Here is a 21,381-nt window from a genome sequence, read left to right as displayed (position 1 = left end):
GGATCGGGTACGTGGCTGAGACAGCATCGAAGAAGACCGCAGACAACCGTCCCCGCCTGCTCCTCATGGACGGGCACTCCTTGGCGTACCGGGCGTTCTTCGCGCTGCCCGTGGAGAACTTCACGACCGCCTCCGGGCAGCCGACGAACGCCATCTATGGCTTCGCGTCGATGCTGGCGAACACATTGCGTGACGAGGCGCCCACGCATTTCGCCGTCGCGTTCGACGTGTCGCGCAAGACCTGGCGGTCGGAGGAGTTCCCCGAGTACAAGGCGAACCGCTCGAAGACGCCCGACGAGTTCAAGGGGCAGGTCGAGCTGATCGGTGAGCTGCTCGACGCGATGCGCGCGGACCGGTTCGCGGTCGACGGCTTCGAGGCGGACGATGTGATCGCGACGCTCGCCACACAGGCCGAGGCGGCGGGGTTCGAGGTGCTGATCGTCACCGGGGACCGCGACTCCTTCCAGCTGATCAGCGAGCACACGACGGTGCTGTATCCCACCAAGGGTGTCTCGGAGCTGACGCGCTTCACTCCGGAGAAGGTGCAGGAGAAGTACGGGCTGACGCCCGCGCAGTATCCGGACTTCGCGGCCCTGCGCGGCGATCCGTCGGACAACCTGCCCGGTATCCCGGGAGTGGGGGAGAAGACCGCCGCGAAGTGGATCAACCAGTTCGGCTCCTTCGACGAGCTGGTGGCGCGCGCGGAAGAGGTCAAGGGCAAGGCCGGGCAGAACTTCCGGGACCATCTGGAGTCCGTGAAGCTCAACCGCCGGCTGACCGAGATGGTGCGCGATGTCGAGCTGCCCAGGACACCGCAGGACCTGGCCCGCGTCCCGTACGACCGGGCGGCGGTGACCGGTGTGCTGGAGGTCCTGGAGATCCGCAATCCGAGCCTGCGCGAGCGGCTGCTCGCGGTCGACCCGGGCGCGGCCGAGGACGAGGCCCCGGCACCGGCGGCCGGGGTGGAGCTGGACGGCGCGGTCCTGGGCTCCGGCGAGCTGGCGCCCTGGCTGGCGGAGCACGGCGGACAGCCGCTGGGCGTGGCCCTCGTGGACACCTGGTCCCTGGGGGCCGGCAGCGTCACCGAGGTCGCGCTCGCGGCGGCCGGCGGCGCGGCGGGCTGGTTCGACCCGACGGTGCTGGACGAGGCCGACGAGCGGGCGTTCACGGCATGGCTCGCGGACCCGGAGCGCCCCAAGGTCATGCACAACGCGAAGAGCGCCATGCGGGTCGCCCCCGAGCAGGGCTGGCAGGTCGGCGGCGTCACGATGGACACCGCCCTCGCCGCGTACCTGGTCAAGCCGGGCCGCCGCTCGTTCGCCCTCGACGCCCTGGCCGTCGAGTATCTGGGCCGCGAGCTGGCCCCGGCGCCGGCCGCCGACGGACAGCTGGCGTTCGGCACCGACGAGCAGGCCGAGGCCGAGTCGCTGATGATCCAGGCCCGCGCGGTCCTCGATCTCGGTACGGCGTTCACCGAACGGCTGGGCGAGGTCGGTGCCACCGAGCTGCTCCACGAGGTCGAGCTGCCCACCTCCGTCCTGCTCGCCCGGCTCGAACGGCACGGGATCGCCGCCGACCGCGCGCATCTGGAGGCCATGGAGCAGCAGTTCGCGGGCGCCGTCCAGCAGGCGGTGAAGGAGGCGTACGCGGCCGTCGGCCACGAGTTCAACCTCGGCTCGCCCAAGCAGCTCCAGGAAGTCCTCTTCGGCGAGCTGGGTCTGCCGAAGACCAAGAAGACGAAGACCGGCTACACGACGGACGCCGACGCGCTGGCCTGGCTCGCCGGGCAGACCGAGCACGAACTGCCGGTCATCATGCTGCGCCACCGCGAGCAGGCGAAGCTGCGGGTCACCGTCGAGGGCCTGATCAAGTCCGTCGCGCCGGACGGCCGTATCCACACCACCTTCAACCAGACGGTGGCCGCGACGGGCCGGCTCTCCTCCACCGACCCCAACCTCCAGAACATCCCGGTCCGTACGGACGAGGGCCGGGCCATCCGGCGCGGCTTCGTCGTCGGCGCGGGCTACGAATCGCTGATGACGGCGGACTACAGCCAGATCGAGCTGCGGGTGATGGCCCATCTCTCCGAGGACGCGGGCCTGATCGAGGCGTTCACCTCCGGTGAGGATCTGCACACCACGGTCGCCTCGCAGGTGTTCGGGGTGGCGAAGTCCGCCGTTGATTCCGAGATGCGCCGCAAGATCAAGGCGATGTCCTACGGACTGGCCTACGGCCTCTCGGCGTTCGGGCTCTCCCAGCAGCTGAACATCGAGGCGGCCGAGGCCCGCGGGCTGATGGACACCTTCTTCGAGCGGTTCGGCGGAGTACGGGACTACCTCCAGCGCGCCGTGGTGGAGGCCAGGGCCACGGGATACACGGAGACGATGCTCGGGCGCCGCCGCTATCTGCCCGACCTCAACAGCGACAACCGGCAGCGCCGGGAGATGGCCGAGCGGATGGCGCTCAACGCGCCCATCCAGGGCACCGCCGCGGATATCGTCAAGGTCGCCATGCTCAAGGTCGACCGGGCCATGACGGAGGCCGGGCTGGCCTCCCGGATGCTCCTCCAGGTCCACGACGAAATCGTGCTGGAGATCGCCCCGGGCGAGCGCGACCGGGTGGAGGCGCTGCTCCGCCGCGAGATGGCGGGCGCGGTCGAGCTGCGCGCCCCGCTGGATGTGTCGGTGGGCGTGGGCCCGGACTGGGAGTCCGCGGCGCACTGACCGGAATTCGCCTTGCGGGAAGCCCGTGTTCCGACGGGTTTCCCGCAACCGGGCGAACCGGAGGTGGCGAACTGGTGAAACCCCGTATCGGACCGGTGTGCGGGGGTGGTGAGTTGACATAGGGTCGCCTGACGGCCATGGGGTCGTCAGTCCTCGCGCGGGGAGCGCGACCAGCGACCAGGGGGAGGGGCCAGACGATGGCAGCGCTATTCGGCAGCCGACTGCGCAGAGGAGCGACCACCACCGCGGTGGCCGCCGCGGCGATCGCGGCACTGTCCGCGTCGCAGGCACCCGGCGCCGTCCCGGTGGACGTGGGCGACTCCCGCGCCGCCGACGTGACCCCGCCGCCCGGCACCCCGGTGTCCGGCAACTCGTCGTACTACACGGAGCTTCCCCCGCTCAAGACGCCCGCCAAGCCCAGCACTTCCATAGACACGCAGGGGGCGGGCGCGGGGACGGCCGTGGGGGAGGCGGAGGCGGGCATACCGGCCACGCTGCTCTCCGCGTACCAGCGGGCGGAGCAGACCCTCAGCGAGACCAAGCCCGGCTGCAATCTGCCGTGGCAGCTGCTCGCCGCGATCGGCAAGGTCGAGTCGGGCCACGCGCGCGGCGGCGAGGTCGACGACAACGGCACCACACTGGCGCCGATCCGCGGCCCGGTCCTCAACGGTGTGGGTTTCGCCAACATCCCCGACACCGACAACGGCGAGTTCGACGGCGACACGGTCTACGACCGGGCCGTCGGCCCCATGCAGTTCATCCCGGCGACCTGGCAGACCTGGGGCCAGGACGGCAACGGGGACGGCCGCAAGGACCCCAACAACGTGTACGACGCGGCGCTGGCCGCCGCGTACTACCTGTGTGCCGGCGACCGCGACCTGTCGATCGACAAGTACCTCCACCAGGCGATCCTGGGCTACAACCACTCGCGGGAGTATCTGCACACGGTCCTGTCCTGGCTGGAGTACTACCGCAACGGCTCGCACGAGGTCCCCGACAGCTCCGGTACGACCCCGGCCACCACCGGCCCCACCGCCCCGGTCACCCCCTCGCCCTCCCCGTCGCCGAGCGCCCCCGGCACCACGCCGAAGCCGAGCACCCCGCCGAAGACCAGCCCCGCCCCCACCAAGCCCGGTGGCTCCGGCGGCGGTACGACCCCCACCAAGCCGGGCGGCGGTACGACACCCCCGGCCCCGGGGAACCCCGGCACCCCCACCCCCGCCGACCCCGCCCCGACCCCCGTGGCCACCCGGATCGAGAAGGCCGGCACGGGCACGCTCACCGCGGTCGCCGGCACCCGCTTCGCCGAGCGGGCCGCCGTACGCGCCAAGGACGCGGCGGGCAAGCCCGTGGCCAAGACGGTCGTCCGGTTCGAGATCATCGGCGACACGGACGCCCTCTTCGCGGCGGGCTCGGCCACCGCGATCGCCGTCACCGGCGCCGACGGCACGGCGACCGCCCCGGCCGTCCAGGCGGGCGAGCGGACGGGCGACTTCACCATCCGGGCCATCCCCATCGTCTCCGGGGTCGCCTCCCTCGACTACACCGCGACCGTCACGGCCCGCCAGGCGGACGCGCTCGTCAGGACCACCACCGGCGAGCAGACGGCCGCGCCCGGCGCGGAGTTCGCCGACCGGATCGAGGTCAGGGCCACCTACAAGGGCGTCGCCGTGGCCGGCCTGGCGGTGACCGCGGCCATGATCACCGCCGCGGACGGCACGACGCCCGCCGCCGGACCGTACTTCAAGGACGCGGCCGGTGAGCCGCTGCGCAAGCTCACCGACCTCACGACCGACGCCAACGGTGTGCTCCAGCTCCCGAAGATCTTCGCCGACGACGCGGAAGGCACGTATCTGCTCCGCCTCGAAACGGCGGGCGGCGCGACGCTGACCATCGAGCTGACGGTCGCCGCGGCGAGCTGAGCCGAACGGACCGGCTGAGCCGACGGGTTCGCGGGCCCGTCCGCGAGGCGGCCCGCACGGTGGCGCGGTGGTCAGCGCCGGTTGTTCAGCCGGCGCGTGGCCACCGCGGTCGACGGGTCCTCCGGCCACGGATGGCGGGGGTAACGGCCGCGCAGCTCCGCCCGTACGGCCCGGTAGCCGTCCTGCCAGAACGACGCCAGATCGGCCGTCACCGCCGCCGGACGCCCGGCCGGGGACAGCAGATGCACCAGCACCGGCACCCCCGCGTCGCCCGCCACCCGCGGGGTCTCCCGCAGCCCGAACAGCTCCTGGAGCTTCACCGCCAGCACGGGCTGCGGCCCGCCGTACTCCACCCGCACCCGGGACCCGCTGGGCACCTCGATCCGCTCCGGAGCCAGCTCGTCCAGCCGCGCCGCCTCCCCGGACGCCCAGGGCAGCAGCCGCCGCAGCGCCTGCCCCGCGTCCAGCCGGCCCAGATCCGCGCGGCGCCGGGCCCGCGACAGCTCCGGCTCCAGCCAGGCGTCCGGGCGCTCCAGCAGCGCGGCGTCCGACACATCCGGCCAGCCGCCGCCCAGCTCCCGGTGGAGGAAGCCGAGCCGCTCGCGCAGCTCCCGCGCCTCCCGCGTCCAGCGCAGCAGCTCAGGACCCTCGCGCCGCAGCCCGTCCAGCAGGGCCGCCCGCACCAGCTCCGGAGCGGGCGACTTCAGGGCGCGGGCGGCGAGTTCGACCGCGCCCAGCCGCTCCACCCGCCGGGCCACCACATCGCCGTCCTCCCAGCGGACCTCCTCGCCCGCCACCCGCAGCCGGCCGGCCGCCGACCGCGCGGTGTCCTCGTCGATGACCGCCGCGAGCCGGATCCGCGCCGACACGGCGGTGGCCGGCCGGTCGGCCACCGCCACCGCCAGCCAGGGCGCGCCGCGCAGCCCGGAGCCGTCGGCCGCCTCCGCGCCCGTGCCCGACACCATCAGATACGCGCCCGCGCCGCGCGCCCGCGCCACCCGCTCGGGGAAGGCGAGCGCGGCGATCAGCCCGGCCGCCGCGTCGTCGGATCCCGCCCCCGGTCCTTCCGCACCGGTGCCGGCCCCGCCGCCCGTCACCGCCGAGGTCAGCCGCCGTACCTCCTGGCGCCAGCGCGCCGCGTACGCGTCCCCGCCGCGCCGGGCCGCGCGCCACGCCGCCGCCAGATCGTCCCCGTACGACCTCGGCGGCTCCTCGCTCAGCAGCGCCACCACCTCGGCCGCCCGCCGCGCCCCGACCTCGGGCGCGCCGTCCAGCAGCGCCCGCGCGAGCCGGGGGTGCAGCCCGATGCCGGCCATCCGCGTGCCGCGCGCGGTCACCCGCCCGTCCGTGTCCACCGCGCCGATCGCCGCCAGTACGGAGCGCGCGGCGGCCAGCGCGCCTGCCGGGGGCGGGTCGAGCAGGGCGAGCCCCGCCGCCGAGGGATCGCCCCAGCAGGCCGCCTGGAGCGCGAACGAGGCCAGATCCGCGACCTTGATCTCGGGGGAGGGGAAGCGGACCAGCCGGTCGTCCTCCCCGCGCGACCAGCAGCGGTACACGGTCCCGGGCGCCTCACGGCCGGCCCGTCCGGCGCGCTGCCCGGCGCCCGCCTGGGACACCCGTACGGTCGTCAGGGCGCTCAGTCCGCGCGCGTGGTCGGTACGGGGCTCCCGGGCCAGGCCCGCGTCCACCACGATCCGTACGCCGGGCACCGTCAGGCTCGACTCCGCCACGGCCGTGGCCAGCACCACCCGGCGGCGGCCGTCCACCGACCCGGCGAGCACCGCGTCCTGCACGGCGGCGGGCGCCCGGCCGTGCACCTGGAGCACCTCGGCGGACACCTCCGCCAGCTGCCCGGCGACCCGGCCGATCTCGCCGACGCCGGGCAGGAAGCAGAGCACATCGCCGTCGCGCTCGGCCAGCGCCCGCCGTACGACCGACGCCACATGCGTCAGCAGCGCCGGATCCACCCGCATGCCGTGCGGCGGGCGTACGGGCGCGGCCGGGGGCGCCCACACCGTCTCGACCGGGTACGACACGCCGTCCGTCACCACGACGGGCGCGTCGTCCAGCAGCCGGGCCCAGCCCGCCGCGTCGGTGGTCGCGGACGCGGCGACGAGCCGCAGTCCGGGCCGCAGCGTCGCGCGGACGTCCAGCAGGAAGGCCGCGACGGTGTCGGCGTCGAGGTGCCGCTCGTGGCACTCGTCGAGGATGACGGCGTCGACCCCGGCCAGCTCCGGGTCGCGCTGGAGGCGCTGGAGCAGCACACCGGTGGTCACCACCTCCACCACCGTCGCGCGCCCTACGACGCGCTCCCCGCGCACGGTGAAGCCGACGCGCTCCCCGGCGCGCTCGCCGAGCAGCCAGGCCATCCGGCGGGCCGCCGCGCGCGCCGCGATCCGGCGCGGCTCGGCGACGATCACGCGCCGTACGGGACGGTCCGACGGGCCGAGGAGCCCGGCGAGCACGAGCGGTACGAGCGTCGTCTTGCCCGTCCCGGGCGGCGCGCACAGCACCGCGCACCCGTGCTCTTCGAGGGCCCGCTCCAGCGCGGGGACGGCGGTGCGTACGGGGAGGGCGGCGAGGACGTCATGGCGGATCACCCGTTCAGTGTCCGCCACGGACGCCCGGCGCTCCGGCGGCCGGACCTCCGGCGGCCGGACCCCCGGTGCCTGGCACTCCGGTCCCCGGACGCCCGGTGGCCCGCGTCAGGCGGCCGGTCGGATGATCAGTCCCGTTCGCAGACGAAGATCGCAGTCCCGGGAAGCAGCGTCCCGCGCAGCGGTGACCAGCCGCCCCACTCCTGCGTGTTCCACGCCGGCCACTCGGGCTCCACCAGGTCGACCAGCCGGAAACCGCCCGCCACCAGGTCGCGCACCCGGTCGCCGAGCGTCCGGTGGTGCTCGACGTACACCGCGTTCCCCCGCTCGTCCTGCTCGACGTACGGGGTGCGGTCGAAGTACGAGGACGCGGCCGTCAGGCCCTCGGGTCCCGGCTCGTCGGGGAACGCCCAGCGGACCGGGTGCGTGACGGAGAAGACCCAGCGGCCGCCGGGCCGCAGCACCCGCCGTACCTCGCGGAACACCCGTACCGGATCGGCCACGAAGGGGATCGCGCCGTAGGCGGAGCAGGCCAGGTCGAAGGAGCCGTCCGCGAAGGGCAGCGCGCCGGCGTCCGCCTGGACCAGCGGGAACGTCAGCGAGCGGCCGTCGGCGATACGCAGCGCGTGCTGGAGCTGGCGGTGGGAGAGGTCGAGCGCCACCGGACGGGCGCCCTGCGCGGCCAGCCAGCGCGAGCACTGCGCGGCGCCCGCCCCGATCTCCAGGATGTCGCGGTCGCGCAGCGACTCCTGGGGGCCGAGGAGGGCGGCCTCCACCTCGTCCAGCCCCTCCGGGCACCAGACGAAACGGTCGTCGCCGAGGAAGGTGCCGTGCTCGTTCTGGTAGTCGTCCGCGTTCCGGTCCCACCATCCGCGGTTGGCGCGGCTGCTCTCCGTGGCGCCGGAGTCGCGGCGGGTGGCTTCGGGCTCGGCCGGGTATTCCTGCTCTTGGATCATCGTGTCCGTCGTCGTAGTCTGCGAGGAGTCGTCGCGGAGCCCTGTGGCCTCAGCGAACGCTGATTGTGCCGGGTATGAGAGGTTCAACCCCGGGTGTGCGCCTTCGCGCATTGACCGTGCCCGGCTGCCCCCGTATGCTAAAGGTTGCGCTGCGGGCTTGCGCGCCTCAGACGTAGCAGCCGCGCTCGCATCTGTGTATCCCTCGGTTGTCGAGGCGCTTTCCCTTTGTCCGGGGCGGCGCTTCCTTGGCTGTCCGGCTTCTACAGGTGGCGATACGGGCTCCCGGCGTAGCAGTACCTACGACTCACTGTCCGCACCGGAGCCCTTTCCCACATGACGAGCAGCACCGAGACCACCGCCACCACTCCGCAGGTTGCGGTCAACGACATCGGTAACGAGGAAGCCTTCCTCGCCGCGATCGACGAGACGATCAAGTACTTCAACGACGGCGACATCGTGGATGGCGTCATCGTGAAGGTCGACCGGGACGAGGTCCTGCTCGACATCGGTTACAAGACCGAAGGCGTCATCCCGTCCCGCGAGCTTTCGATCAAGCACGACGTCGACCCCAATGAGGTCGTCAAGGTCGGCGACGAGATCGAGGCCCTTGTTCTCCAGAAGGAGGACAAGGAAGGCCGCCTGATCCTCTCGAAGAAGCGCGCCCAGTACGAGCGCGCCTGGGGCACGATCGAGAAGATCAAGGAAGAGGACGGAATCGTCACCGGTACCGTCATCGAGGTGGTCAAGGGTGGTCTCATCCTCGACATCGGCCTCCGTGGCTTCCTGCCGGCCTCCCTCGTCGAGATGCGCCGCGTCCGCGACCTCCAGCCCTACGTGGGCAAGGAGCTCGAAGCCAAGATCATCGAGCTGGACAAGAACCGCAACAACGTGGTCCTGTCCCGCCGTGCCTGGCTGGAGCAGACCCAGAGCGAGGTCCGCCAGACCTTCCTCACGACCCTGCAGAAGGGCCAGGTCCGCTCCGGCGTCGTCTCCTCGATCGTCAACTTCGGTGCGTTCGTGGACCTCGGCGGCGTCGACGGTCTCGTGCACGTCTCCGAGCTGTCCTGGAAGCACATCGACCACCCCTCCGAGGTTGTCGAGGTCGGCCAGGAAGTCACCGTCGAGGTTCTCGACGTCGACATGGACCGCGAGCGTGTCTCCCTGTCGCTCAAGGCGACGCAGGAAGACCCGTGGCAGCAGTTCGCCCGGACGCACCAGATCGGTCAGGTCGTCCCGGGTAAGGTCACCAAGCTCGTTCCCTTCGGTGCGTTCGTCCGCGTCGACGAGGGCATCGAGGGTCTGGTCCACATCTCCGAGCTGGCCGAGCGCCACGTGGAGATCCCGGAGCAGGTCGTCCAGGTCAACGACGAGATCTTCGTCAAGGTCATCGACATCGACCTGGAGCGCCGCCGCATCAGCCTCTCGCTGAAGCAGGCCAACGAGTCCTTCGGCAACGACCCGGCCTCGGTCGAGTTCGACCCGACGCTCTACGGCATGGCCGCGTCCTACGACGACCAGGGCAACTACATCTACCCCGAGGGCTTCGACCCCGAGACCAACGACTGGCTCGAGGGCTTCGAGACCCAGCGTGAGGCGTGGGAGGGCCAGTACGCCGAGGCGCAGTCGCGCTTCGAGCAGCACCAGGCCCAGGTCATCAAGTCCCGCGAGGCCGACGAGGCCGCTGCCGCCGAGGGTGCTGCCGCACCCGCCGCCGGTGGCAGTGCTCCCGCCGCCTCCGGTGGTGGCTCGTACTCCTCGGAGTCCGACGACAACTCCGGCGCCCTGGCGTCGGACGAGGCGCTTGCCGCGCTGCGCGAGAAGCTCGCCGGCGGCCAGAGCTGACGCTCCGGTCCACCGCGTGAGCGGTAGCGGTAGCTGAGTCGTACGTAAGGCCCGTCCCCTCCGGGGGGCGGGCCTTACGCATGTCCTTCTGCGCATGTCCGTGGACGTGTGCCCGCGATCGCCGTGAGGGGAGGGCAACGTGGGGGACACGCGGCTATCTGACGGTCCGTAACATCCCGTTGTCAGGATCCCGGCACACCTGAAGACGGGAAGGGGTACCGGGACATGAGCCAAGCGCCGGACAGCAGCACGGGCACCAGCCGCCGCGGTTTTCTGCGCCAGGTGGGCGCCACCGGAGGGGCGGGCGCGATGCTCGCCACCATGGGGGCCCTGGGGCTCGCCCCCACCGCCGAGGCCGCGAGCCGCGAACCCGTGTTCCACGCGCCCAGAACGGGGGACCTCACCCTCACCGGCCGGGCCGCGGCCAAGGTCGTCATCGTCGGCGCCGGCATAGCCGGTCTGACCACCGCGTACGAACTCGGCAAGGCGGGCTACGACTGTACGGTCCTGGAGGCCAGGGACCGCACCGGCGGCCGTAACTTCACCGTACGCGGCGGGGACACCAGCCTCGATCTGTACGGCAACCGGCAGACCGCGCGCTTCACCGACGGCCAGTACCTCAACGCGGGCCCCGCCCGGATCCCGCAGTGGATGACCACCATGGACTACTGCCGCGAACTGGGCGTCCCCGTCGAGGTCTTCACCAACGCCAACGCCAACGCGTACCTCTACAACGAGAAGGCCGGGATGACGGCCCCGGTGCGCCACCGCACCGCCAAGGCCGATGTGTACGGCTATGTCTCCGAGTTGCTTGCCAAGGCCACCAACAAGGGCGCGCTCGACGAGGAACTCACCGCCGACGACCGGGAGCGGCTCCTCGAATTCCTCAAGAGCTTCGGGGACATCGGCGCCAGGCTCTCGTACACCGGCAGCACGCGCCGCGGCTACCGCGTCGACCCGGGCGCCGCCGGCACACCCGGCGTGGCGCTGGGACCGGTGCCCGCCGCCTCGGAGGTCTTCGCCAGCGGCGTCGGCCGGTACTTCGCGTTCGAATTCGGCTATGACCAGGCGATGCTGATGTTCCAGCCGGTCGGCGGAATGGACCGTATACCCGCGGCGCTCACCCGGGCGGTCGGCGCGCACCGGATCCTGACGGGCGCGGTCGTCCAGCAGATCACCGACCGGGCCGCCGGGGTGAGCGTCTCGTACACACGCGGCGGCCGGACACGGACCATCGACGCGGACTACTGCGTGGCCGCGCTGCCGCCCAACATCCTGGCCAGGACCCGGCACAACCTCGGCGCGGCCGTGCAGACCGCGCTGGAGGCGTGCCGGCCGGCCTCGGCGGGCAAGATCGGCCTCGAATACCGAAGCCGCTGGTGGGAGAGCGACCACCGGATTTACGGCGGCATCACCGAGACGGATCTCGACCTCGCCCACATCTGGTACCCGTCGTACGGGCACCACGGCCGGCGCGGAGTGCTCGTCGGCTACTACAACACCGGTACGGCGGCCGACACCTACGCCCGGCTCGCGCCGCGCGACCGGGAGGCGCGGGCGGTGGAGCAGGGCGTACGGATCCACGGCGAGAAGTACCGGAGCGAACTCGTCTCGTCCTTCTCCCACCACTGGCGGCAGACGCCCCATCTGGAGGCGGCCTGGCACTCCCTGGCCGGCGGCCCCGACGCGGCCGTCTTCGACCCGCTCAACAAGCCCACCGGACGCGTCTACTTCACCGGCGACCATCTGTCGTACGCCAGTGCCTGGCAGCACGGCGCCTTCACCTCCGCCCGCAGGACGGTCACGGCGCTGCACGCGCGGGTCCTCGGCCGGGGGTGAGCGAACGGGCCGGGGCAGGGACAGCGGCTTCTGGGCACCATGGGGCGCGGGGAATGCCCGCGCTCCGTGGTGCGTTCTCCCTGGAGAACACGAGGAGGAGCGGTAACCGTGCTTGATCCGCAGGGTTTGTACGAATGGGAGCCCAAGGGCCTCGCCGTCGTCGACATGGCACTGGCGCAGGAGTCGGCGGGCCTGGTCATGCTGTACCACTTCGACGGCTACATCGACGCGGGGGAGACCGGCGACCAGATTGTCGAGAACCTGCTGGAGTCGCTGCCCCACCAGGTGGTGGCCCGCTTCGACCACGACCGGCTGGTCGACTACCGCGCACGGCGCCCGCTGCTCACCTTCCGCCGCGACCGCTGGACCGCCTTCGAGACGCCGACGCTGGATGTCCGGCTCGTACAGGACGCCACCGGAGCGCCGTTCCTGCTGATGTCGGGGCCGGAGCCGGATGTGGAGTGGGAGCGCTTCGCGCTGGCCGTCCGGCAGATCATCGAGCGTCTCGGCGTACGGCTGTCCGTCAACTTCCACGGCATCCCGATGGGCGTTCCGCACACCCGGCCCGTGGGCATCACCCCGCACGGCAACCGTACGGATCTGATGCCGGGCCACCGCAGCCCCTTCGACGAGGCACAGGTCCCCGGCAGCGCCGAGTCGCTCGTCGAGTACCGGCTGATAGAGGCGGGCCACGATGTCCTCGGTGTCGCGGCGCATGTCCCGCACTATGTCGCCCGGTCCTCGTACCCGGACGCGGCGCTGACCGCGCTGGAGGCGATCACGGCGGCGACGGGCCTGGTGCTGCCGAGCGTCGCGCACTCCCTGCGTACGGAGGCGCAGCGGACGCAGACCGAGATCGAGCGGCAGCTGGGCGAGGGCGACGAGGACCTGGTCACGATGGTGCAGGGGCTTGAGCACCAGTACGACGCGGTCGCGGGCGCCGAGACGCGCGGCAATCTGGTGGCGGAGCCGACGGAGCTGCCGTCGGCCGACGAGATCGGCCGGGAGTTCGAGAAGTTCCTCGCGGAGCGGGAGGGCGACGGCGGCCACTGACCGCCCGGCCGGGGGCGGCGGTCGCGGCCGTGACCGCGGCGGTCGCGACGGTGATGACCGCGGCGGTCGTGGCGCGCGGTGGGGGCCTGGCTAGGCTGGCTCCATGCTGAGGCTGGGACTTACGGGCGGAATTGGTGCGGGCAAGAGCGAAGTGTCCAGGCTCCTGGCCGGTTACGGCGCGGTGCTGATCGATTCCGATCGGATCGCACGGGAAGTGGTGGAGCCGGGAACGCCCGGACTGGCCGCCGTGGTCGCCGAGTTCGGCCCGGGGGTGCTCAGGGACGACGGCGCCCTCGACCGTCCGAAACTCGGCGGGATCGTCTTCGGCGACCACGACCGGCTGCGCGCCCTCAACGCGATCGTGCATCCGCTGGTCCGGGCGCGCTCCGCCGAACTGGAGTCGGCCGCCGGGCCCGGGTCGGTCGTGGTGCACGATGTGCCGCTCCTTGTCGAGAACGGTATGGCGGCCCTCTTCGACCTGGTGCTCGTCGTGGACGCCACGCCGGAGACCCAGCTCGACCGGCTGGTGCGGCTGCGGGGGATGACGGAGACCGAGGCGCGCGAGCGGATGGCCGCGCAGGCCACCCGCGAGCAGCGCCGGGCCGTCGCGGATCTCGTCATCGACAACGACGGTCCGCTGGAGCGGCTGGAGCCGAGGGTCCGCGAGATCTGGCGGGACCTGCTGGGCCGCGCGGCGGACACCCGGGGGCCCGCGCAGGCCACCCCGGCGGACAACCCGCCGGACACCCCGGGGGAATAGCTTCGCCGGATCCGGCGTTGAACGCGCGCAGCTAGGGAAGGATGCGATCGTGCCAGAGAGTCCGGAAACCCACGTCATCGACTATCGCGCGGCCGAGCAGCTGCTCGCCGCTCGGGATCCGCGCGGGGCTGTGAAGCTGCTGGACTCGGTCATCGGGGCCCACCCGGAGAACACGGCGGCCAGACTGCTGCGCGCCCGCGCGTTCTTCGCCGCGGCCCAGCTGCGCCCCGCCGAGCTGGAATTCGAGCTGGTCCTGGAGCGGGAGCCGGACAACGCCTTCGCGCACTTCGCCCTCGCCCGTACGTTCGAGCGGTCGGGCCGCCCCGAGCTGGCCAAGCGGCACTTCCGGCTGGCGGCTGCGCTGGATCCCAAGCCGGAGTACATGAAGGCGGCGCGTTTCGACCTCGACGGCGGCGGCGCCGGGGAGTGAGCCTCCCCGCTCAGCGCCCGCTGCCCGCGGTCGGTCCGTGTCCGGGTATGCGGGTGCGGTGCCTGGGTACGCGGGTGCGGTTGCGCAGCTGGCGGAGCCGGTCGCGTTCCCGCTCGCGGTTCTCCTCAAGCACCACATTCCGGCCGTGTCCCGGCGGATACGGCGGGACGTCCCGGCCCGGCTGGAAACGCGGGCCCTGACGGATCCGCCACCGCACCACGACGAGGTCGGCCGCCACGATCAGCGCGAGCACCCCGCAGGCCAGCGCCCACCAGATCTGCCCGGCCACCGCGAACGCCGCCGTACCGCCGGTGGTCCAGAGCAGCCCCCACACGCTCAGCCAGAAGCGCATGCGCAGCGCGCTGCGCGCGGTCACCGGCTCGCTTCCCGTCCGTCCCGTACGCATGGGCACATCGCACCTCCCGTCCGCCTTGTAACCGCTATGTACCCACGAGGCGTGTCCGCTATGCGAACCATGATTTGGCGTGATATCGCCAGCACGCGGCGGAACGGCGCCCCGGCGGTGCGCGTTTTGCTGTTCATGAGCACTCAAATGCGTGTGGGGCATGAGGGCACTGGACCGGGGGCGATCACACCGGACGGCTGCGCTGTCGATCTTTACTCCCGGCTCACCGCGGGCCGGGAGCCCGATGTCATCGCGGCGGCGGTCCCGGCCGGGGCGTCGCTGCTGGAGCTGGGCTGCGGCGCGGGCCGGGTCACACATCCGCTGATCGAGCGCGGGTTCGTGGTGACGGCCGTGGACGAGTCCCCCGAGATGCTGGAGAGGATCCGGGGCGCCCGTACGGTCCTGAGCCCGATCGAGACACTGGAGCTGGACGAGACGTTCGACGTGGTGATGCTCGCGTCGTATCTGGTCCACTTCGCCGAACACCGTTTGCGGGACGCCCTGTTGCGGGCCTGCCGCCGGCATGTCGCCGACGACGGGTGCGTGCTGATCCAGCGCGAGGGCCTGGACTGGCACAGGGCGGTGCCCTGGGAGCGGTACGACGAGGCGGCCGGCTGCCAGGTGCGGATGGTGGCGTGCGAGCCGGTGGGGGACGGGGTGGACGCCCTGCGGGCCGAGTACATCTTCCCGGACGTGACCTGGAAGCAGACGTTCCACTCGCGTGAGCTGACGAAGGAGGCGTTCGAGGGATATCTCGACCAGGCGGGACTGGCGGTCGACGCGTACCTCACGGACGACGGCACCTGGGTGCGGGCCGTACCGAAGTAGCGCCGAACCGCGCCGAACCGAAGGAGCGTCCGAGCGCCCCCGGCCGGGGGCCGTGGGTGCCGCGGCTGTCAGTGCACCAGGGTGTAGCTGCGCCATACCCCGGCGCCGGGGGCGACCTCGTCGGCGGTCGCGGTGGGGATGTAGACCGTGTTCCCGCCCGCGCAGTGGTCCGACGGGTACATGACCAGGTCCACACGGGTGCGGTTCGTGACCTTGACCGCGCCCGCCGCGGCGAATCGGTGGCAGCCCCTGACTCGGGGGCTGTCCACCTGGACGAGGTGCTTGTTCGCCGTCTCGTAGGCGATGGTGCCGAGCCCTGTCCGGTCCAGACTCGCGCAGCCGGTGGCGCCGCCGAGGGTGAGGAGGGCCGCCCCGGCGGCGAGGGCGAGGCGCCGGTGATCGATCACGGACATGGGCGGCCTCGTCTCTGCGGGAAGCGGACGTACGGCGGGGCGTCCGGCGGCGGGTGGGTACGCCCGGCGCCAGTGCCCCTCCCGGCAAGCTTTGCCCCGTCGCGCCGCGTCGGCACCCGGTGCGCGGCCGGGCGGGCTACGGAGCCGGGTCCGTAGCCCCCATGTCTTCTTACCCGTGTCACGCCTCTCGCCCCGGGGTCATCCAAGGCATACCGTGGTAATAGCACCATCGGTCCGGCGTCTGGGAGCCCATCATGGCCGAGGAACTGGTCATCGCGGTCGTCGCGGTGATTTGCGCGTGCGCGGTTTACGCGATGGCGGCCGCGCGGGTCGTCAAACAGTACGAGCGAGGTGTGGTCTTCCGGCTCGGCCGGCTGCGGGACGGCGTCCGGGGGCCGGGATTCACGACGGTCATCCCGTTCGTGGACAAGCTGCACAAGGTCAATATGCAGATCGTGACGATGCCGGTGCCCGCGCAGGACGGCATCACCCGGGACAACGTCACGGTGCGCGTCGACGCGGTGATCTACTTCAAGGTCGTGGACGCGGCGGACGCGCTGATCCGGGTGGAGGACTACCGGTTCGCCGTCTCGCAGATGGCGCAGACCTCCCTGCGGTCGATCATCGGCAAGAGCGATCTCGACGATCTGCTGTCGAACCGGGAGAAGCTGAACCAGGGGCTGGAGCTGATGATCGACAGCCCGTCCATCGGCTGGGGCGTGCAGATCGACCGGGTGGAGATCAAGGACGTCTCGCTGCCGGAGACGATGAAACGGTCGATGGCACGGCAGGCGGAGGCGGACCGGGAGCGCCGGGCCCGTGTGATCAACGCGGACGCCGAGCTTCAGGCGTCCAAGAAGCTCTCGGAGGCGGCCCGGCAGATGTCCGGACAGCCCGCCGCGCTCCAGCTGCGGCTGTTGCAGACGGTGGTCGCCGTCGCCGCCGAGAAGAACTCGACACTCGTCCTGCCGTTCCCCGTCGAGCTGCTCCGGTTCCTGGAACGGGCCACGCCCGCCGAGGCGGTGCAGGCCGTCCAGGCCGTCTCCGGAGCCGTCCAGGCGGCACCCGCCGCCGCCGAACCGGCCGGCGCCTCGCCCGTCGCTACGGAGGCCGTCGCCTCCGAGGCGGAGAGCGCCGACGTGCTCAACAGCGCCGACGTGCTCAACAGCGCTGACAGCGCCGACAGCACCGACAGCGCCGACGACCGCTCCGCGCGCGAGACCGTGCCCCACCGAGGCTGAGCGCACGCCGTCACGCGCACGCCGTCACACCGATGCCCGGCCGGGCTCTCCGGCCGGGCGTCGTGCTGTCCCGCCCAGCGGTCGAGGCCCATTGTCAGACCCCCCGCCTAGACTCGCAGAGGTAGTCGGATCCAGCGGCGATCCCAGGTGGGAGGGGATGAACGGCATGACGCAGTTCCCGCACGACCTCGCTCCGCCACCTGTGCCCGCACATGTGCCCATGGCCCCGGACCCGCCCTCGCCCGCCCTCGTGCGGTGCGCCGCGGTCTTCCTGCCCGCCGGGCTGCCCCGGGACGGGAAGGTCGCCTTCTGGTCGCCGGAGGGCGATCCGCCGCCCGCGGCGGACCAGGAGCTGACGGTCGTACGGAGCCACGGGGCCGGGGTGCGCCGGCGCACGGTCCCCGCCGTGCTGCTGTCCGTCACCGACGCCTTCCCGCTGCTGGCCCGGGCCCGGCACGACAGATCCGCCCATCCCGCCGCCGCGTGCTGGGGCGCCGCCGCGCTGCACGCGCTCCAGCTCACCGCGCGCGGCCGGCTGCTCCCCGGCCTCACCGCCTCCGACCACGACGCCTGGCGGGCCGGGCCGCTCGACGCCGACGACATCGCGCAGCTCAGAGCCATCGCCGCCGCCATGCCGCCCGAGGCACACGCCGTACCGCTCCCCGCGGAACGCCCGCTGCGGCTGCCCGACCCCGAAGCGCTCGTACGGGCGTTCCTGGACGCCGTGGCCGACTCCCTGCCGCGCACCCCGGCCGCCGAGCACGCCGCGGGCGCCCCGTTCGCGGCCCGCGCCGGACAGCATCTCCCGGGCGCCCGGACCTGGGCGGCCGAGGCGGCGGCCGGTATGGACGCCGGGGTCCGCGTCTCACTGCGGCTCGACCTGTCCGCGTACGAGCTGTTCGACCACGAGGAGACCGCGCCGGGAGCGGCCGACGGGGACAGCGCCCGGCGCGCCGGGGCCGCCCTCGTCCAGATCCACAGCCTGGCCGACCCCACGCTGGTCATCGACGCCACGGCCCTGTGGGCCGGCGGGGGCGCCGAGACCTTCGGACCGCGCGCCCGGATCGACGCCATGCTCGCGCTGCGCCGCGCGGCCCGCGTCTGGACGCCGCTCGCCCGGCTGCTGGAGCGGGACGTCCCCGACGCGCTGCCGCTCTCCGAGGACGAGCTGTACGAGCTGCTCGGCCCCGGCGCCGCCCGGCTGGCCGCGGCGGGCGTCGCCGTGCACTGGCCCCGGGAGCTGGCCCGTACGCTGACCGCCGCCGCGGTCGTCCGGCCCGCGCCCGGCTCCGCGACGGACGGCACCCTCTTCTTCGACAGCGCCGAACTGCTGAAGTTCAACTGGCAGCTGGCGCTCGACGGGGACCCCCTCACCGAGGGGGAGATGGACGCGCTCGCCGAGGCGCACCGCCCGATCGTGCGGCTGCGCGACCAGTGGGTGGTGGTCGACCCCGCCCTCGTCCGCAAGGCGCGCAAACGCGAACTGGGCCTGCTGGAGCCGGTCGACGCGCTGGCGGTGGCCCTCACCGGCACCGCCGACGTGGACGGCGAGACGGTGCGGGCCGTGCCGACGGGCGCGCTCGCGGCCCTGCGCGACCGGCTCGTCGACGGGCCCGCCGCCGTTCCCCAGCCGCCCGCCCTCGCCGCCACCCTCCGGGACTACCAGCTGCGCGGGCTGGCCTGGCTCGACCTGATGACCTCGCTCGGCCTCGGCGGCTGCCTCGCGGACGACATGGGCCTGGGCAAGACCATCACCCTCATCGCCCTGCACCTGCACCGCGCCCGGCCCGCGCCGACCCTGGTCGTCTGCCCCGCCTCCCTCCTCGGCAACTGGCAGCGCGAGATCACCCGCTTCGCGCCGGGCGTCCCCGTACACCGCTACCACGGCGCCGGGCGCACCCTCGACGCCGTCACGGACGGCTTCGTCCTCACCACGTACGGCACGATGCGCGGCAGCGCCGACATCCTGGCCGGGCACGCCTGGGGCATGGTCGTCGCCGACGAGGCGCAGCACGTGAAGAACCCGTTCTCGTCCACCGCCAAGGCGCTGCGCACCATCCCGGCGCCCGCCAGGATCGCGCTCACCGGCACCCCCGTGGAGAACAACCTCTCCGAGCTGTGGGCGCTGCTCGACTGGACCACGCCCGGGCTGCTCGGCCCCCTCAAGGCGTTCCGGGCCCGCCACGCGCGCGTCGTGGAGAACGTGGAGAACGCCAAGAGCGCCGACATCAAGGACCTGGCGAACGAGGAGGCGGTGGAGCGGCTCGCCCGGCTGGTCAGACCGTTCCTGCTGCGCAGGAGGAAGTCCGACCCCGGCATCGTGCCCGAGCTGCCCCCGAAGACCGAGACCGACCATCCCGTCGCCCTCACCCGCGAACAGGCGTCCCTGTACGAGGCGGTCGTCCGCGAGACGATGGCGGCCATCGCGGCGGCCGAGGGCATCGCGCGCCGCGGACTGGTGATGAAACTGCTCACCGCCCTCAAACAGATCTGCAACCACCCCGCGCAGTATCTGAAGGAGGACACGGACCGGGGCACGGCCCGGCTCACCGGCCGCTCCGGCAAGCTCGCCCTCCTCGACGAGCTGCTCGACACGATCCTCACCGAGGACGGCTCGGTCCTGATCTTCACCCAGTACGTGTCGCTGGCGCGGCTGCTCTCCGCCCATCTCACGGCCCGCGCGATCCCCTCCCAGCTGCTCCACGGCGGCACGCCCGTCCAGGAGCGCGAGCGCATGGTGGACCGCTTCCAGTCCGGCGAGGTCCCCGTCTTCGTCCTCTCGCTGAAAGCGGCCGGCACCGGCCTCAACCTGACCCGGGCCGGCCATGTCGTCCACTTCGACCGCTGGTGGAACCCGGCCGTGGAGGAGCAGGCCACGGACCGCGCCTACCGCATCGGCCAGACCCAGCCCGTCCAGGTCCACCGGCTGATCGCGGAGGGCACGGTCGAGGACCGGATCGCCGAGATGCTCGCCTCCAAGCGGGCGCTGGCCGACGCCGTCCTCGGCTCGGGCGAGGCCGCCCTCACCGAGCTGACCGACCGTGAACTGCGCGACCTGGTCTCCCTGCGGAGGACGTCATGACAGCACCGCGCGCCCTCCGCGGCTCCCGCACCGCCCGGGTCCCCCGGCACGACGACCGCCGCCGTACGTTCCCCGCGCTGCCCCCGCGCCCCGGCACACAGGGCGACTTCGCCGCCACCTGGTGGGGCAACGCCTGGGTGGAGTCCATGGAGGAGACCGCCCTCGACACCGCCCGGCTCCAGCGCGGCCGGAAGTACGCGGGGAGCGGCCATGTCGACGCGATCACGGTCACCCCCGGCCGTGTCACGGCGTATGTCCACGGCTCCCGGCCCCGCCCGTACCGTACGGAGATCCGGCTGCGCACCCTCGACGACGAGGGCTGGGAGGATCTGCTCGACGCGGCGGCGGCCCGCCCCGACCACATCGCCGCCCTCCTCGACAAGGACATGCCGCACACCCTCGCCGCCTCCGCCGACCTGCTGCCCACCGCCGGTGACCTCACCCCGGACTGCTCCTGCCCCGACGACGGCTACCCGTGCAAACACGCCGCCGCGCTCTGCTACCAGACGGCCAGACTCCTGGACGAGGACCCGTTCGTCCTCTTCCTGATGCGGGGCCGCGGTGAGCAGGAGGTCCTCGCCGATCTCACCCGGCGCAGCCTCACCCGCGCGGCCACCGAGCGGGCCGCGACCCCGCCGCCGATGCCCACGGTCGCGGCCGCCCAGGCTCTCGCGCCGCGCACCAGACCGGCGCTTCCGCCACCGTTCCCCGTCCCCGCGCAGCCCGGCCGTCCGCCCTCCTATCCGCAGGTCAGCGGCGCGCCGGACCCGCTCGCGCTCGATCTCCTCGCCAGTGAGGCGGCGGCCCGCGCGCACACCTTCCTCACCACCGGACTCGACCCCGTCGGCGCCCTCACCCCCTGGCAGGACGCCGTGCGGCTGGCCGCCGCCCACCCCGGATCCGGGCTGACCGCCTCCACCCGAGCGCTCTACCGGGACCTGGCCGCCGCGCTCGACCGCACCCCGACCGACCTGGCCCGCGCCGTGGCGGCCTGGCGCCAGGGCGGACCGGCCGGGCTCGCCGCGCTCGAAGAGCCCTGGGACCCGCCCGCCGGACCCTTCGACCGGGCCCGGCCGGCGCTCGTCGCCGCGGACTTCCCGCACTTCCGCCCCTGGCGGAACAGACTCTCCACCGGCTCCCTCCAGCTCCGGTTCGGCCGCGACACGCTCTGGTACGGATACGAGTCGGACCGCGGCCGCGAGGACTGGTGGCCGCGTGGCACCCCCGACACCGACCCGGTCGGCGCACTCGCCGCCCTGCTGGGGAGGTGACCGGTAAGGTCGGTTGTC

15 protein-coding genes are annotated in these 21,381 nt (G+C 72.9%); 11 read left to right on the top strand and 4 right to left on the bottom strand.

The window, feature by feature from the left end; genetic code table 11:
- Positions 1-11: 11 nt before the first annotated feature.
- A complete protein-coding gene (gene polA / locus DVK44_RS05900; RefSeq protein ID WP_114658667.1) occupies positions 12-2,723 on the top strand; it encodes a DNA polymerase I in 2,712 nt (903 codons plus the stop codon).
- Between the two features lie 197 nt (positions 2,724-2,920).
- The gene (locus tag DVK44_RS05895; protein ID WP_114658666.1) at positions 2,921-4,645 is read left to right on the top strand and encodes a lytic transglycosylase domain-containing protein; all 1,725 of its coding nucleotides are present in this window, start codon (positions 2,921-2,923) and stop codon (positions 4,643-4,645) included.
- 71 nt (positions 4,646-4,716) lie between these two features.
- Here the strand turns inward: DVK44_RS05895 and hrpB are convergent, their stop codons facing one another.
- Together hrpB and DVK44_RS05885 are read right to left on the bottom strand one after the other, a co-directional pair.
- Complete coding sequence (hrpB, locus tag DVK44_RS05890) at positions 4,717-7,245, bottom strand: ATP-dependent helicase HrpB (protein WP_114664928.1); 2,529 nt, start codon at positions 7,243-7,245, stop codon at positions 4,717-4,719.
- Between the two features lie 125 nt (positions 7,246-7,370).
- On the bottom strand, positions 7,371-8,198 hold the full coding sequence (locus DVK44_RS05885; protein WP_114658665.1) for a class I SAM-dependent methyltransferase: 828 nt from the start codon (positions 8,196-8,198) through the stop codon (positions 7,371-7,373).
- A 333-nt stretch (positions 8,199-8,531) separates the two neighbouring features.
- On the opposite strand from DVK44_RS05885, the gene rpsA reads away from it, so the two are divergent.
- The 5 genes from rpsA (at position 8,532) to DVK44_RS05860 (ending at position 14,122) form a co-directional block, all read left to right on the top strand.
- A complete protein-coding gene (gene rpsA, locus DVK44_RS05880; RefSeq protein ID WP_114658664.1) occupies positions 8,532-10,040 on the top strand; it encodes a 30S ribosomal protein S1 in 1,509 nt (502 codons plus the stop codon).
- A 309-nt stretch (positions 10,041-10,349) separates the two neighbouring features.
- Positions 10,350-11,879: a flavin monoamine oxidase family protein gene (locus DVK44_RS05875; RefSeq protein ID WP_162794254.1), complete on the top strand. Its 1,530-nt coding sequence runs from the start codon at positions 10,350-10,352 to the stop codon at positions 11,877-11,879.
- Between the two features lie 108 nt (positions 11,880-11,987).
- Positions 11,988-12,932 carry a PAC2 family protein gene (locus DVK44_RS05870; protein WP_114658662.1) on the top strand — a complete coding sequence of 315 codons (945 nt, stop codon included), beginning with the start codon at positions 11,988-11,990 and terminating at the stop codon, positions 12,930-12,932.
- 103 nt (positions 12,933-13,035) lie between these two features.
- A complete protein-coding gene (coaE, locus tag DVK44_RS05865; RefSeq protein WP_114658661.1) occupies positions 13,036-13,692 on the top strand; it encodes a dephospho-CoA kinase in 657 nt (218 codons plus the stop codon).
- A gap of 49 nt (positions 13,693-13,741) precedes the next feature.
- Entirely contained in the window at positions 13,742-14,122 is a 381-nt protein-coding gene (locus tag DVK44_RS05860; RefSeq protein ID WP_114658660.1) for a tetratricopeptide repeat protein, read from the top strand.
- Between the two features lie 10 nt (positions 14,123-14,132).
- Here DVK44_RS05860 and DVK44_RS05855 read toward each other — a convergent pair whose 3' ends face one another.
- The gene (locus tag DVK44_RS05855; RefSeq protein ID WP_331461580.1) at positions 14,133-14,528 is read right to left on the bottom strand and encodes a DUF6343 family protein; all 396 of its coding nucleotides are present in this window, start codon (positions 14,526-14,528) and stop codon (positions 14,133-14,135) included.
- A gap of 147 nt (positions 14,529-14,675) precedes the next feature.
- Here DVK44_RS05855 and DVK44_RS05850 point away from each other — a divergent pair, with 147 nt between their 5' ends.
- Positions 14,676-15,356, top strand: a complete 681-nt coding sequence (locus tag DVK44_RS05850; protein ID WP_408055291.1) for a class I SAM-dependent methyltransferase — start codon at positions 14,676-14,678, stop codon at positions 15,354-15,356.
- Between the two features lie 68 nt (positions 15,357-15,424).
- Here DVK44_RS05850 and DVK44_RS05845 read toward each other — a convergent pair whose 3' ends face one another.
- Positions 15,425-15,769 (bottom strand): hypothetical protein, encoded by a 345-nt coding sequence (locus DVK44_RS05845; protein ID WP_114658658.1) that lies wholly within the window; start codon positions 15,767-15,769, stop codon positions 15,425-15,427.
- 254 nt (positions 15,770-16,023) lie between these two features.
- On the opposite strand from DVK44_RS05845, the gene DVK44_RS05840 reads away from it, so the two are divergent.
- The 3 genes from DVK44_RS05840 to DVK44_RS05830 all read left to right on the top strand — a co-directional run bounded on the left by DVK44_RS05840 (position 16,024) and on the right by DVK44_RS05830 (position 21,363).
- Entirely contained in the window at positions 16,024-17,010 is a 987-nt protein-coding gene (locus DVK44_RS05840) for a slipin family protein (protein ID WP_114658657.1), read from the top strand.
- A 220-nt stretch (positions 17,011-17,230) separates the two neighbouring features.
- Positions 17,231-20,092 carry a DEAD/DEAH box helicase gene (locus DVK44_RS05835; protein ID WP_114664927.1) on the top strand — a complete coding sequence of 954 codons (2,862 nt, stop codon included), beginning with the start codon at positions 17,231-17,233 and terminating at the stop codon, positions 20,090-20,092.
- Entirely contained in the window at positions 20,089-21,363 is a 1,275-nt protein-coding gene (locus DVK44_RS05830; RefSeq protein WP_114658656.1) for an SWIM zinc finger family protein, read from the top strand. Before DVK44_RS05835 ends, DVK44_RS05830 begins: the two co-directional genes overlap by 4 nt.
- The last annotated feature ends 18 nt before the right edge of the window (positions 21,364-21,381 follow it).

This window comes from Streptomyces paludis, assembly GCF_003344965.1.
Taxonomy (GTDB): Bacteria; Actinomycetota; Actinomycetes; order Streptomycetales; family Streptomycetaceae; genus Streptomyces; species Streptomyces paludis.
The sequence above is the reverse complement of the archived record's forward strand: the minus strand, read 5'-3'. Positions and strand labels throughout refer to the sequence as shown.

Coding starts and splice junctions, on each gene's coding strand:
- coaE (WP_114658661.1), top strand. CDS start 13,036: ATGCTGAGGCTGGGACTTACGGGCGGAATTGGTGCGGGCAAGAGCGAA.
- DVK44_RS05875 (WP_162794254.1), top strand. CDS start 10,350: ATGCTCGCCACCATGGGGGCCCTGGGGCTCGCCCCCACCGCCGAGGCC.
- rpsA (WP_114658664.1), top strand. CDS start 8,532: ATGACGAGCAGCACCGAGACCACCGCCACCACTCCGCAGGTTGCGGTC.
- DVK44_RS05850 (WP_408055291.1), top strand. CDS start 14,676: ATGCGTGTGGGGCATGAGGGCACTGGACCGGGGGCGATCACACCGGAC.
- DVK44_RS05885 (WP_114658665.1), bottom strand. CDS start 8,198: ATGATCCAAGAGCAGGAATACCCGGCCGAGCCCGAAGCCACCCGCCGC.
- DVK44_RS05845 (WP_114658658.1), bottom strand. CDS start 15,769: ATGTCCGTGATCGATCACCGGCGCCTCGCCCTCGCCGCCGGGGCGGCC.
- DVK44_RS05855 (WP_331461580.1), bottom strand. CDS start 14,528: ATGCGTACGGGACGGACGGGAAGCGAGCCGGTGACCGCGCGCAGCGCG.
- DVK44_RS05895 (WP_114658666.1), top strand. CDS start 2,921: ATGGCAGCGCTATTCGGCAGCCGACTGCGCAGAGGAGCGACCACCACC.
- DVK44_RS05840 (WP_114658657.1), top strand. CDS start 16,024: ATGGCCGAGGAACTGGTCATCGCGGTCGTCGCGGTGATTTGCGCGTGC.
- DVK44_RS05830 (WP_114658656.1), top strand. CDS start 20,089: ATGACAGCACCGCGCGCCCTCCGCGGCTCCCGCACCGCCCGGGTCCCC.
- DVK44_RS05835 (WP_114664927.1), top strand. CDS start 17,231: ATGGCCCCGGACCCGCCCTCGCCCGCCCTCGTGCGGTGCGCCGCGGTC.